Consider the following 12,717-nt stretch of genomic DNA (forward strand, 5'->3'; position numbering starts at 1 on the left):
TGCCCTTTTTCGTCAGTAGTGGGTGTGGCCGAAAAAAGTGTCCGGCGTCTTCAGAAGGTCGCGGTAGCCGGTGCGGTCGAACATCAGCTCGGTTTCGGCAGCGGCTTCGTCCAGCACCCTGGTCTCGTCTACCGTCAGCACCTTGCGGCCCTTCATCAGAACCTTGCCATCGCAGATGGTGGTGTCGACGTCCGCACCGTTGGCAAAGCACGCGATGCGGTAGAGCGGCATGTTGGGCGGGTAAAGGTGCGGCGCGGCGAGGTTGATGAGGATCACGTCGGCCTTCTTGCCGGGCTCCAGCGAGCCGATCTCCTTTTCCATGCCGAGCGCCTTTGCAGCGTCGATGGTCGCCATCTCCATCACCTTGCCGGGGGGCATGGCGGACCCGTCCTGGAAGTGGCGGCGGTGGTAGTGCATGCACTGCTGCATGTGGCGGAACATGTCGCCGGAGCGGTCGGGCGCCGTGCCGTCCGAGCCAAGGCCGACGACAATGCCGGCGTCGATCATTTCGGGCGCACGGCAGCGGCCCATGACGGACGCGATGGCGCTGGGGTTGTGCGCGATCTTGGTGCCGGTGTCGGCGCAGATCTTGATTTCCTCGTCGGTGAAATCGGTGGAGTGTGACAGCAGCGCCTCGGGGCCGAGGATGCCCAGCTCGTCGAACGCGAACTGGACGGTGCCCTGGCGGTGGCCGTCCTGCGTGAAGATGAGGCCATGCTCGCGCGCGACGGCTGAAGCCTTTTTGGCCTGCTCCACCATGGTCGCCTTGTCCTCGGCGCTGGCGTTGCCGAGGTGCTCCTTGCGCAAGGTCGGCGAGAGCATCGCGATGTTGAGCCGGCCGCCCTCGGTGTTGTGGCGGTCGCGAATCAGCGTTTCGCAGGTGGCAATCTGCTGCTCGAACGTCACCTCGTAGTCGGTGCGCACGCCGTCTTTCCAGGTGCCGTAGGTCCACGGAAACGGGGGCCGCGTCGGGCCGATGGCCATCTGCACGCGGATGCCGAGATCTTTCACGGCGTCGAGGTGGGCATCGCCGCCGTCGCGGGTGTCGGTGCGCATCACGCTGTCGCCGCCGCCCAGGAGCGAGACGCCGGTGGTGACGCCGCCCTTGAGGCGCTCGAGGCCCGCGAGCGCGGCTTCGGCATGCCAGAAGCCGGGGTCGGACGCGAGGGTGTAGACCACGCGGCAGGCGTCGAACCAGGCGTTGCTGTCGCCGCCAGCCAGCGTCTTGATGAGGCCGTGGCCGGCGTGGGCATGAACGTCGATCAGGCCCGGCATCGCGGCCATGCCCTTGGCGTCGATCACCTCGCCGGCGGGGTGCGCGGCGGCAATCTCCGCCGTCGGCCCGACGGCCACGATGCGGTCCGCCGTGATGGCGATCGAGCCGTTGTCGATCACCTGACGCGTTCCGTCCATGGTGACGACAACGGCGTTGTCGATCCGCAGGTCAGCCATTCAGTGCTCCTTGGTGTTGATTGTTGCGATGGCGGTGCGGAAGTTCGTCGATCAGCGCCGTCGTGTAGGAATTCTGGGGGTCGTCGAACAGGGCGTCGGAACCCTGCTCCTCCACCAGCTTGCCGCGCTGGAGGACGCCGATCCGGTCCGCCACCTGCCGCACGACCGGCAGGTCGTGGGTGATGAACAGCATCGCGAGGCCGAGGTCGTCCTTGAGGTCCATCAACAGATTGAGGAGCTGTGCCTGGATGGAAACGTCGAGCGCGGAGGTGGGCTCGTCGCAGATGAGGAGGCGCGGGCGGCCGGCCAATGCGCGCGCGACGGCGATGCGCTGGCGCTGGCCGCCGGAGAACGCATGCGGGTGGCGGTGCATGGCGTCGCCGGGGAGGCCGACGCGCTCCAGCAGTGCCTCGACGATCTTGCGCATGGTCGCCTTGTCCTCCGTGCCTGCGGTGACGATGGGCTCGGCCACCGCATCGCCGACCCGCAGGCGCCGGTTGAGCGAGGAGAACGGGTCCTGAAAGATCATCTGAAGCCCGCGGCGATATTCGCGGATCTCGACCTCCCGCGCCCCCGGCTCCAGCGCGTGCGGGCCGAATGCGATGTGCCCCTTGTCCGGCGTGTAAAGCCCCGCCACCAGCTGCGCGAGGGTGGATTTGCCGGAGCCCGACTCGCCGACCAGCCCGTAGGCCTCGCCGGTGTGGACGGAGAATGACACGTCGTCCACCGCGGTGAACCGTTTGCGCCCGCCGCCGAAGAGGCCCGCCGAAAGCGCGAATGTCTTCGTCACGCCCTCAACTCTCAGGAGCTTTTCGCCCGGCCGGTCGGCACCGCCGGCGCGCAGCCACGTGTCCAGAGAGAAACCGTGCACGGCGGGGGCGGCCACGTCGGCGAGCGGCGGCACCTCAAAGCGATGGATGGTGCGTTCGCCGGGCGGGACCGCCGCAATCAGCATCTTGGAGTAGGCGTGCTGCGGGCGGGTGAGCAGCGCCTCGGTCGGAGCGGTCTCGACGATCTCACCATTCTTCATCACCGCCACCGTGTCGGCGATGCGGGAGACCGCCGCCATGTCGTGGGTGATGAGGAGAACCGCCGTGCCGCGCTCGCGCGCCAGCGCGCGGATGAGGTCGAGCACCTGGCCGCGCACCGACACGTCGAGTGCGGAGGTCGGCTCGTCGGCGATGACGAGGCGCGGGTTGCACGCGATGGCAAGCGCGATGACGACGCGCTGGCGCATCCCGCCGGAAAACTGGTGCGGGTATTGTTTCACGCGCTCGGCCGGGTCGGGGATGCCGACGGCCTCCAGCATTTCCACCGCACGGTCCTGCGCGGCGCGGCCTGAGAGGCCTTCGTGGTGACGCACCATGTGGACGAGCTGCTGCTCGACGGTGAAGAGTGGGTTCAGCGCCGTCTGCGGGTCCTGGAAGATGACGCTGACGTCGCGGCCACGGGTGTGGGTGGTGCGGTAGTCGATCGGCGCGCCATCCAGCGCGATGGTGTCCGCATGCCAGTGGCCGGGCTTGTCGACGAGGTCGAGCAGCGCCGCGCCGATTGACGACTTGCCGGCACCGGACTCGCCGACGATGGCGACGATCTCGCCCGCCTTCGCTTCGATGTCGATGCCATCGACAGCCGGCTTGCCCGCACGCCCGTAAGCGACGGTGAGGCCGCGCACGAGGAGGCGCGGTTCAGTCGATCCGGGGATTGAGGGCATCGCGGAGCCAATCGCCAAAGAGGTTTACGAAGAGGACCAGCAGAACCAGTGCCACCGCCGGGAAGACGACCACCCACCAGACGCCGGAGAAGAGATTCTCGTTGCCGATGCGGATGAGGGTCCCCAGCGACGGCGAGGTTGCCGGCATTCCAACGCCGAGGAAGGAAAGCGTCGCTTCCGCAAGCACCGCCAGCGCCAGGTTGATGGTGGCAATCACGATCACCGGCGACAGGATGTTGGGCAGGATGTGGCGGGACAGGATCCTGCCCTCGGCAACGCCGGTCACGCGCGCCGCCTTCACATAATCGAGGCCTTTTTCCACCATCGTCTGGCCGCGCACGGTGCGTGCGTACTGCGTCCATTCGTTGATGGCGATGGCGAAGATCAGGATGAGGATCGCCCCCTCTCCGCCCGCCGTCTGCGGCGCGACGGACCGCGCGATGCCAGCCACCAGCAACGCAATGAGGATAGTTGGAAAGGAGAGCACCACGTCGGCAAGGCGCATCAGCGCGCTGTCCAGAAATCCGCCGTAAAAGCCGGCGAAAAGGCCGATCAGCGTGCCGATGCCGGCCGAGATTGCAACGGCGGCAATGCCGACGGTGAGCGAGATGCGCATCCCGAAAAGGATGGCGGAGAACACGTCCCGCCCCTGCATGTCGGTGCCCAGAAGGAAGCGCGGGTCGCCGCCTTCCATGAAGGACGGCGGAAGTTCCGAATCCATCAGGTTGAAGGTGCCAAGCTCGAATGGCGAGTGGGGCGCGAGGACGGGCGCAAGAAAGGCTGCGCCGATCAGCAGCAGCGCGCCGACGGCCGAGATGATTGCCTTGGGCGAGCGCAGGAAATCGCGCCAGAGCGAGGGGGAACCGCTCATGGTCTGGAGGTCCTGAGGCGCGGGTCGACAATGAGATAGGTGATGTCGACAAGGGCGTTGAGGGTCACGAACAGGAGGCCGACGAAGAGGAGATAGGCCGCCATCACCGGCACGTCCGCGAACGACACGGCCTGAATGAACAGAAGCCCGAGGCCCGGCCACTGGAACACGGTTTCAGTCACCACCGCGAAAGCGATCAGGCCGCCGATCTGCATCCCCGTGATGGTGATGACCGGCATCAGCCCGTTCTTCAGCGCAAGACGATAGTGGATCGACCGGGATGGCAGGCCGCGCGAGCGTGCAAAGCGGATGTAGTCCGACGAAAGGATCTCGATCATCTCGGCACGGACGAGGCGCATGATGAGGGTCATCTGGTAAAGGGCGAGGGTGACGGACGGGAGGATCAGCGCCTTGAGGCCGGTGACCGTGAGGAGGCCGGTGGTCCACCAGCCAAGGTCGACCGTTTCGCCGCGCCCGAACGAGGGCAGCCAGCGCAGCGTCACCGAAAAGACAAGAATGAGCATGATGCCGGTCACGAACGTGGGCACCGAGATGCCCACCAGAGAGACCGACTGGACGGTGGTCGCGAGCCATCCCGTGCGGTGGACGGCGGTGATGACGCCGAGCGGAATGCCGATGGCGAGCGACAACAGCGTTGCCACCAGAACCAGCTCCAGCGTGGCGGGCAGCCGTTCGGCGATCATGTCCGCCACCGGGCGCTGGTTGCGGTAGGAAATGCCGAGATCGCCGCGCGACAGGCGCGAGACGAAATCACCGAACTGGACGATTACGGGCTGATCGAGCCCCAGTCTGGCCCGCAGTTCGGCGCGTTCGGTGACAGACGCGTCCTCACGCGACATGGTGGCGACGGGGTCGCCGACGTACCGGAACATCACGAAGGAGATGATGGCGATCGCGAAGATTACCACCAGCGCCTGCGCAAGGCGGCGGACTATGAAGACGAGCATGCCCGCCGCCCCTTCGCTCAGTTGACCTTGTAGTGCCAGGCCCGGAAGTAGTTGTCCGGGAACTGGATCAGCTCGACATTGTCGCGCGCAGCCCAAGCCAGCGGCTGCTGGTGGAGCGGGATGAAGGCGATCTCGTCGCGCGCGATGCGGATGGCTTCGGAGATCATCGCAAGGCGCTTCTCGTCGTCGGTTTCCTCGCCGGCGAGCTTGGCGATCTCGTCGACCCGCGCGTTGGAGTAGCCGTTGGGGTTGTTGCCGCCCATCTCGCCGTCACGGGTGGCGAGCATGGCGCGCACGGGGCTGTAGCCGTCCATGGCCGGCAGCGTCGCCCAGCCGATCATGTAAGCGTCGGTCTCGCCATTATCGACCTTGGGGAAGTGGTTGCCCTTGGTCTGGGTGGTGAGCTTCACGTCCACGCCGAGATTCTTCCACATGGACGCAATGGCGAGGCAGATTTCCTCGTCGTTGACGTAGCGGTCGTTGGGGCAGTCGAGGCCCATGGTGAAGCCGTCTTCATAGCCGGCGTCGGCCAGAAGCTTCTTGGCGGCGTCCATGTCGTATTCCGGCTTCACGTCGTCTTCGGCAACGTAGCCGGCAATCTGCGGGGCGATCATCAGGCCGGCGACGCGGGCCTTGCCGCGCATCACCTTGGCGGCGATGGCGTCCATGTCGATGGCCTGCCACAGCGCCTTGCGGACCTTCACGTCCTTCAGGGGGTTGAAGCCGGAGCCGGGGGCAGCGTCCAGCTCGTCGTCGCCCACGTTGAGGCCGAGCATGATGGTGCGCAGGGACGGGTTCTGGATGGCCGAAACGCCGTCCGCCCCGTCGATCCGCGCGGTGTCCTGCAACGGCGCGGGCGTGATCACGTCCACTTCGCCGGACAGCAGCGCGGCAACGCGCGTGGCGTCGGAGCCGATGGGCGTGAATTCGATGGTGTCGATGTTGTGGATCGGCGTGTCCCACCAGTCATCGAAGGCGGTGAGAACGGTCTTCGCGTCCGGCGTGCGGCTTTCGAGCTTGAAGGGGCCCGTGCCGTTGGCGTGATCGGACGCGTAGGTGACGGTGCCGGTGGTGGTGTTGCCCGGCGTCAGCGCGTCGTGCTCCTCCATCCACTCCTTGTCCATCATGAACACGCCGGAAAGGTCGTTGAGAAGAAGCGGCGTCGGGCCGGTGAGGATGAGGTCGACGGTGAGATCGTCCACCTTCTCTGCGGCGGTGACGGCGGACAGGTTGCCGCGCGCACGCGAATCCGGGTCGATCATCCGCGTGATGGAGGCCACCACGTCATCGGCCGTGAAGGGGTTGCCGTTGTGGAAGGTCACGCCTTCGCGAAGCTTGAAGCGGGCGCGGGTCGGCTCGATCAGCTCCCATTCGGTGGCCAGCGCCGGCTCGAAGCCGAGGTCGGCGTTGCGGCGCACCAGCGGCTCATAAAGGTGATGCAGGAACGAGGACGTCAGGCTTTCGGTGTGGGCATAAGGATCGAGGGTCAGAACATCGCCATCGTTCGCCCAGCGCAGGGTTTCAGCCGACACCGCACTGGCGGCAAGCAGCGCAACCGCTGCTGTCGAAAGGTTGAGGATCGTTCGTTTCATGCTCCGCCCACTCCTTTGAATAGTCATGACCATTGGGCCGGATCATAGCCAGCCATTTGGCAAACTGTATACCGCCGGAATTCAATTTGTTTGAACCGTCAGTAAGTTTTTTGCTTCGGCACGCTTCATGCCGCGCATGAAACCGACCGCAGACCCTTGGCGCGAAGCAAGACGCGCGCCGGATTCGCACAATGGGAGAATTTTGGATTTATGCCACGAGCAAGGGTGACCCGCCTGTCCATGGCCGCGCCGGATGACACGGCCCCCATCCGCGCGGCCATCGCCGGAGGCGAGATCGACCCCGGCGCCATCAGGGCGATCTTCGCCAAGACGGAGGGCAATGGCTGCGTCAACGACTTCACGCGGGCCTTTGCCGTCCAGTCGCTGCGGCTGATGCTGGGCGCGCACCTTCCGGCCGATGCCGTCGCCGAAATTGCGATGGTGATGTCCGGTGGCACGGAAGGCGCCCTCGCCCCGCACTGGCTGGTGTTCGAGGCGCTGCCCGACGATGGTCCGGGCGAAAACGCACTCGCCGTCGGCGTCCACACCACACGCGATCTGGCGCCGGAGGAGATCGGCCGCAACGCGCAGGTGGCGCTGGTTGCCAGCGGCGTGCGCGCCGCCATGGCAACCGCCGGTATCGAGAACGCCGAGGACGTCCACTTCGTACAGGTGAAATGCCCGCTGATCACAGCGGAACGCACGGCTGCAGCGGTAGCCCGCGGGGCAACGGTAGCAACAGGCGACACGCTGAAATCCATGGGGTTTTCCCGCGGCGCCGCATCGCTCGGCGTGGCACTGGCGCTGGGCGAGATCGACACGCCAAGCGATGACGCCATCACCACCGACCGGACGCTGTTCAGCGGGCGGGCCAGCGCCTCGGCGGGGATAGAGCTGATGGCCAACGAGATTGTCGTCCTCGGCCACGCGCCGTCGTGGCGCGGACCGTGCCGGATCGACCATGCGGTGATGGCGGACGCTGCCGACGGCCGCGCCCTCGCCGGCATTTTCGCCCGCACCGGCCTTAGCGATGATGCATTTCTCAGCAGCGCTGCCCGCGAACGCGTCATCTGCGTGCTGGCGAAGGCGGAGCCGTCATCCACAGGCCGGCTGCGCGGCCACCGCCACACGATGCTCGACGATTCCGATATTTCGCCGACCCGGCATGCGCGCGGCTTTGTCGCGGGCGTGCTGGCGGGCCTCGTCGGCCACGCGGAGCTGTTCGTGTCCGGCGGCGCGGAACACCAGGGGCCGGACGGCGGCGGGCCGGTCGCCGTCATCTACCGCACGGCATGAAGGCGTCCAATCTCACCCTCCGGCAGCTGCGCCTCTTCATTGCCGTGGCCGAGAATGGCAGCTTCGTCGCGGCGGCTGGGTCGCTCGGCCTCTCTCAGCCGGCACTCAGCCAGAGCGTCCGCCAGCTGGAAGCGGAGGTGGGGGCCCCCCTTTTCGTGCGGACCACACGCAAGGTGCAGCTGACCGCCGTGGGCCTCAGCCTCTTGCCGCAGGCCCGCGCGCTTCTCGCCAGCCTCGACACCATGGCCCACGACATCGAGGACCTTGTGGCCCGCCGCCGGGGCCGCGTTGTGGTGGCGTGCGTGCCATCGCTGGCCTGGCGCCTGATGCCCCCGGTGCTCGCCATGATCACCGACATGTACCCCGGCATCACCATCGAGGTGCGCGACATGCGGATGCGGCAGATCAAGGATGCCGTGCGCAGCGGCGAGGCCGACCTCGGGCTCGGCAGCACCCCTGGCCCCGGTGAGGAGCTGGCCTTTGTGGAAATGGCACGGGACCGTTTCCATGCCGTGTTTCCGCGCGGCCATCCGCTCGAAACGGCCCCCCGGATGACGTGGCATGAACTCGCCCGCCACCCGTTCATCATGATGAGCGCCGACACCGCCATTCGCGACATCGTCGACGAGATGGGCGGACCCGGCCAGGTCGATTTCAAGATCGTGGCGGAACTGTCCAACCTTGCAACGGTCAATGGCTACATCCAGCAGGGCGTCGGCGTGACGGCGCTTCCGGGCATTGCGCTGCCGCGAGACGATCATTCGCGGCTTGCCCACAGGCTGCTGGTGGAGCCGGAGATCGGCCGCACCATTGCAGCACTTTGGCGCGAAGAGGTCGGCCTCTCACCTGCCGCGGCGACGATCGTGCGATCCATCGCCGCGTGCGGCGCGGCCGGCACAATCGCCGGCTCCGGCACCAACCTCGACTGGCTGGAGTTCGCGCTGCCGGAGCCGTGAGCGGGCCTACGCCGCCGCCATGGCCGCGCGCAGCCTTGCGGTTTCCGCCTCATCGATGGCGAGTGATTTGGGGTCGATCGCAACGCCGTAGTCCGACCGCGCGCGCTCGGCCGACACATAGCCTGCCTCCACATCCGCGCGCACGCTGTCCGCAGGCCGCTCGTGCGGGTTGCCGTAGCCGCCGCCGCCGGGAAGCTCCAGCGTCACCTCCTCGTCGCCGGGGAGCGTGTTGCGGGTTTTGGCGCGCAGCGGGTCGCCGGAGCGGGTGGTGATCTTGCCCACCGCACCCGGCTGGCCGCCGGCAAGCCCGGCCGCGGCATGGTGCATCCGGTCGTAAAGGCCGGAAAAGGTGAACGGCTTGCCGCCGCGCACACCCAGCGTGAACGACTGCGCCAGACCCCCGCGCCAGCGCCCTGCCCCGCCGGAATCGGCAACAAGCTCGCGCTTGGCGATGAAGATCGGCACCAGCGCCTCGATCATCTCGGACTGGATGCCCGCGATGGCCGAGGGAAACGCCGTCGCCGACATTCCGTCCCGCCCGTGGATCGCGCCGACGCCGCCAGCTGCAAACCACACATAGGCAAAGCGCCCGCCTTCCGGCCGGTCGCCGTAGACCTGCGAATCCCAGAGGGCATCGAAGCTCGCTGCCATCACCTTTTCGGGCAGGATTTCCTCCAGCGCGCCGAAGACGAGGCTGGGGAGGAAATGGCCGACCAGATGCCGGCCCGCCACCGGGCTCGGGTGCTGGCAGTTGAGGATGGAGCCCAGGGGGGCCGTCACCTTCACGGGCCGAAAGCTCCCCTCGTTGTTGGGAATGTCCGGCGAGATGGCGCACTTGATGCCGTAGGTGGTGTAGGCGGCGCTGTAGTTGAGCGCCACGTTGATGCCCCGGTCCACCGCGTCCGACGTGCCTTCGTAGTCCACCGTCAGCTCGGTGCCGGCGATGGTGACGGTGCAGACGAGCTTGATCGGCGTGTCGAAGCCGTCCGTCATCATCTCGAAGCCGTAGGTGCCGTCGGGCAGCGCGGCAATCCGGTCGCGCATGGCGGCCTCGGAACGCTCGACGATGGCGTCGGCCACCTCCTCGATATCGTCGAGGCCAAAGTCGGCCATGAAGGCGAGGAGCTGCCGCGCGCCGACCTCGTTGCCGACCACCTGGCTGTGGAGGTCGCCCATCACCTCTTCCGGCGTGCGCACGTTGGCCTTGAGCAGCGCATACAGCGTCTCGTTGGGCTTGCCGGCGTCGTAGAGCTTCAGGATCGGAATCTGGAGGCCTTCTTCAAAGATCTCGCGGCTGTCGGCGGAGAGGCCGCGGCCGCCGATGTCGAGCGCATGGCAGCAATTGCCGAAGAAGCCGACGCAGCGTCCGTTCTTGAAGACCGGCGTGACGATGGTGATGTCGTTGAGCTGGCCGGCCGTCATCCACGGGTCGTTGGTGATGAGGACGTCGCCCTCGTTCAGCGTGTCTACCGGGTACGCACCCAGAAGGTGATGCATGCAGGTGGCCATGGCGTTGATGTGGCCGGGCGTGCCGGTGACGGCCTGCGCCACCATCCGCCCGCGCCGGTCGAACACGCCGGCGGAGAGGTCGCCCGCCTCGCGCACGATGGAGGTGAAGGACGTGCGCATCAACGCGGCGGCCTGCTCGTTGACGGTGGCGATCAGCCGGTTCCACAGGACTTCGAGCTTGAGCTGGTCGAGGGCCATCAGGCGTCTCCCTTGGCGCTGGTCGGCATGTCGACGATAAGGTTGGCGTGAGTGTCGACGGTGGCGCGGCAGGGGCCGTTCAGCACCACGGTGCTTTCCCGCTCCTCCACGATGGCCGGCCCCTTGAAGGTGGCGCCGACGCCCAGCGCATAGCGGTCGTAGACGGCGACCTCTTCCATCGTCTCGCTGTCGGCGCGGAAGATTTTTCTGTGACCCTTGATGGCGGCGGTGGCGTCGCCCGCCGCGGTGGCGGCGCTTGGGAGGACCAGACGCGGCGTGGGGCCTGCGGCAACGACGCGCCACGAGATCACGTCCAGCTCCACGTTGGTGGGGGTCTGGCCGTAGATGGCGCGGTAGGCGTCTTCGAAGGCGGCCTGGATCGTGGCGGCGCTGTCTTCGCCGAGCGTCCCGCCCGGCACCTGGACGGTGAGGTCGTAGCCCTGGCGGCGGTAGCGCACGTCTGCGGTGCGGCGGTAGGTGATGGCGTCTTCCGGCACCGAGCGGCCGATGACCTTGCGGCCGGCGGCTTCCATCTCGGTGAGCGCATTGTTGATGGCGGCCCAGTCCATCGCCTCAAGCCCGGCGGGCATCGTGCGCACGAAGTCGAACGACAGCGGCGCCGCGAGAAGCCCTGCGGCGGACATCACACCCGCGCCGAGCGGATAGACCACCTGCGGCGAGCCGAGGATGGTCGCAACGCCGAAGGCGTGGACAGGCCCCGCGCCGCCGAACGCGAACAGCGGCAGCTTGTCGGCCTCCTTGCCGCGCTCCACGGCGTGGATACGGGCGGCGGACGCCATGTTCTCGTTGACGAGGCGGTGGACGCCCCATGCGGCAGCTTCCGCGCCGATGCCGAGCGGCTCGCCGACGGTTTTGCGCAGCGCCTCGCGCGCGCCGTCCACGTCAAGCGCCATGGTGCCGCCGAGGAAGAAGGCAGGGTCGAGGTAGCCGAGCACCAGGTCGGCGTCGGTCACGGTGGGCTGGGTGCCGCCGCGGTTGTAGCTGACCGGCCCCGGCACGGCGCCTGCGCTCTGCGGGCCGACCTGCAGGCGGCCCAGCGCGTCGCGGGTGACGAGGCTGCCGCCGCCCGCGCCAATCTCGATCATCTCGATCACCGGCACCTTTACCGGCAGGCCCGAACCCTTCTTGAAGCGGTATTTGCGGTCGACCTCGAATTCCGGTGCGATCAGCGGTTCGCCATCCAGAATGAGGCACGCCTTGGCGGTGGTGCCGCCCATGTCGAACGACAACAGGTCGCTGGCGCCGATCAGCTTGCCGTAGGCGGCGGCGGCCAGCGCCCCCGCTGCAGGGCCGGACTCCACGAGGCGGATGGGGAGCGAGGTTGCCGTCGCGATATCGCACGCGCCGCCCTGGCTCTGCATCACGTAAAGCGCGCCGGGGACGCCCTTCTCGCGCAGCCGCTCTTCCAGCCGGTGCAGATACTCGTCGGCGATCTTCTTGACGTAGACGTTGGCGAGCGTGGTGGACGCGCGGTCGTATTCGCGGATCTCGGGGTTCACCTCGGACGACAGCGACACGGCGACCTCGGGCAGCTTTTCGGCGAGAATCTCGCCGATGCGCTGTTCGTGCGCAGCGTTGCGGTAGGCGTGGAGAAGGCAGACCGCCACGGCCTCGACGCCGGCCTCGCGAAGGCCCGGGATCAGCGCTTCGACCGAGGCTTCGTCGAGTTCGGTCTTGACCGTGCCGTCGGCGAGGATGCGCTCGTCGACCTCAAGGCGAAGGTGGCGGGGGGCGATGGGGTCGGGCCGCTCCATCCAGAGGTCGTACATGTCGAAGCGGTACTCGCGGGCGATCTCCACCGCGTCGCGGAAGCCGCGGGTTGTGATCAGCGCCGTCTTCGCGCCCTTGCGCTCGATCAGCGCGTTGGTGAACAGCGTGGTGCCGTGGATGAGGTGGCCGACGGCTTCGGCCGAAACGCCGTTGCCCGCGAGCAGGGTGTCGACGCCGTCCAGCACCGCGCGGTCGGGCTCGGCGGGCGTCGTCAGCACCTTGGCGACATGGAAGGCGGTGCCGGCATCGTCGACCATCACGAGGTCGGTGAAGGTGCCGCCGATGTCCGCGCCGATGCGATAGCTCATGAAGGTCCGTCCTTGGGGTCGTCAGGCGCCTTGTCGGGGCCGGGTGTCAGCGTACCAGCCGC

9 protein-coding genes are annotated in these 12,717 nt (G+C 67.4%); 2 read left to right on the forward strand and 7 right to left on the reverse strand.

The window, feature by feature from the left end:
• Nucleotides 1–12: 12 nt before the first annotated feature.
• Genes RDV64_RS03640 through RDV64_RS03660 form a run of 5 tightly spaced genes read right to left on the reverse strand, consistent with a single transcriptional unit; the run spans nt 13 to nt 6,597 of the window.
• Nucleotides 13–1,452 (reverse strand): amidohydrolase family protein, encoded by a 1,440-nt coding sequence (locus tag RDV64_RS03640; RefSeq protein ID WP_309197920.1) that lies wholly within the window; start codon nt 1,450–1,452, stop codon nt 13–15.
• Entirely contained in the window at nt 1,445–3,166 is a 1,722-nt protein-coding gene (locus RDV64_RS03645) for an ABC transporter ATP-binding protein (RefSeq protein WP_309197921.1), read from the reverse strand. Before RDV64_RS03645 ends, RDV64_RS03640 begins: the two co-directional genes overlap by 8 nt.
• Complete coding sequence (locus RDV64_RS03650) at nt 3,141–4,037, reverse strand: ABC transporter permease (RefSeq protein ID WP_309197922.1); 897 nt, start codon at nt 4,035–4,037, stop codon at nt 3,141–3,143. The genes RDV64_RS03645 and RDV64_RS03650 overlap by 26 nt, the downstream gene beginning before the upstream one ends.
• Nucleotides 4,034–5,005, reverse strand: coding sequence for an ABC transporter permease (locus RDV64_RS03655; RefSeq protein ID WP_309197923.1), 972 nt, complete (start codon nt 5,003–5,005; stop codon nt 4,034–4,036). The genes RDV64_RS03650 and RDV64_RS03655 overlap by 4 nt, the downstream gene beginning before the upstream one ends.
• A gap of 17 nt (nt 5,006–5,022) precedes the next feature.
• Nucleotides 5,023–6,597 (reverse strand): ABC transporter substrate-binding protein, encoded by a 1,575-nt coding sequence (locus RDV64_RS03660; protein ID WP_309197924.1) that lies wholly within the window; start codon nt 6,595–6,597, stop codon nt 5,023–5,025.
• Between the two features lie 210 nt (nt 6,598–6,807).
• Here RDV64_RS03660 and RDV64_RS03665 point away from each other — a divergent pair, with 210 nt between their 5' ends.
• On the forward strand, nt 6,808–7,893 hold the full coding sequence (locus RDV64_RS03665; protein WP_309197925.1) for a ring-opening amidohydrolase: 1,086 nt from the start codon (nt 6,808–6,810) through the stop codon (nt 7,891–7,893).
• Nucleotides 7,890–8,849, forward strand: a complete 960-nt coding sequence (locus RDV64_RS03670; RefSeq protein WP_309197926.1) for a LysR family transcriptional regulator — start codon at nt 7,890–7,892, stop codon at nt 8,847–8,849. Before RDV64_RS03665 ends, RDV64_RS03670 begins: the two co-directional genes overlap by 4 nt.
• Nucleotides 8,850–8,855: 6 nt before the next feature.
• On the opposite strand, the gene RDV64_RS03675 is transcribed toward RDV64_RS03670, so the two are convergent.
• Nucleotides 8,856–10,556, reverse strand: a complete 1,701-nt coding sequence (locus RDV64_RS03675; RefSeq protein WP_309197927.1) for a hydantoinase B/oxoprolinase family protein — start codon at nt 10,554–10,556, stop codon at nt 8,856–8,858.
• Nucleotides 10,556–12,655, reverse strand: a complete 2,100-nt coding sequence (locus tag RDV64_RS03680) for a hydantoinase/oxoprolinase family protein (protein WP_309197928.1) — start codon at nt 12,653–12,655, stop codon at nt 10,556–10,558. Before RDV64_RS03680 ends, RDV64_RS03675 begins: the two co-directional genes overlap by 1 nt.
• Between the last annotated feature and the right edge of the window lie 62 nt (nt 12,656–12,717).

Source organism: Acuticoccus sp. MNP-M23 (assembly GCF_031195445.1).
In the GTDB taxonomy this organism is placed as follows: domain Bacteria; phylum Pseudomonadota; class Alphaproteobacteria; order Rhizobiales; family Amorphaceae; genus Acuticoccus.

Excerpts from the sequence above, each read along its gene's own strand:
- RDV64_RS03640 (WP_309197920.1), bottom strand. The coding sequence starts at position 1,452 with ATGGCTGACCTGCGGATCGACAACGCCGTTGTCGTCACCATGGACGGA.
- RDV64_RS03645 (WP_309197921.1), bottom strand. The coding sequence starts at position 3,166 with ATGCCCTCAATCCCCGGATCGACTGAACCGCGCCTCCTCGTGCGCGGC.
- RDV64_RS03650 (WP_309197922.1), bottom strand. The coding sequence starts at position 4,037 with ATGAGCGGTTCCCCCTCGCTCTGGCGCGATTTCCTGCGCTCGCCCAAG.
- RDV64_RS03655 (WP_309197923.1), bottom strand. The coding sequence starts at position 5,005 with ATGCTCGTCTTCATAGTCCGCCGCCTTGCGCAGGCGCTGGTGGTAATC.
- RDV64_RS03660 (WP_309197924.1), bottom strand. The coding sequence starts at position 6,597 with ATGAAACGAACGATCCTCAACCTTTCGACAGCAGCGGTTGCGCTGCTT.
- RDV64_RS03665 (WP_309197925.1), top strand. The coding sequence starts at position 6,808 with ATGCCACGAGCAAGGGTGACCCGCCTGTCCATGGCCGCGCCGGATGAC.
- RDV64_RS03670 (WP_309197926.1), top strand. The coding sequence starts at position 7,890 with ATGAAGGCGTCCAATCTCACCCTCCGGCAGCTGCGCCTCTTCATTGCC.
- RDV64_RS03675 (WP_309197927.1), bottom strand. The coding sequence starts at position 10,556 with ATGGCCCTCGACCAGCTCAAGCTCGAAGTCCTGTGGAACCGGCTGATC.
- RDV64_RS03680 (WP_309197928.1), bottom strand. The coding sequence starts at position 12,655 with ATGAGCTATCGCATCGGCGCGGACATCGGCGGCACCTTCACCGACCTC.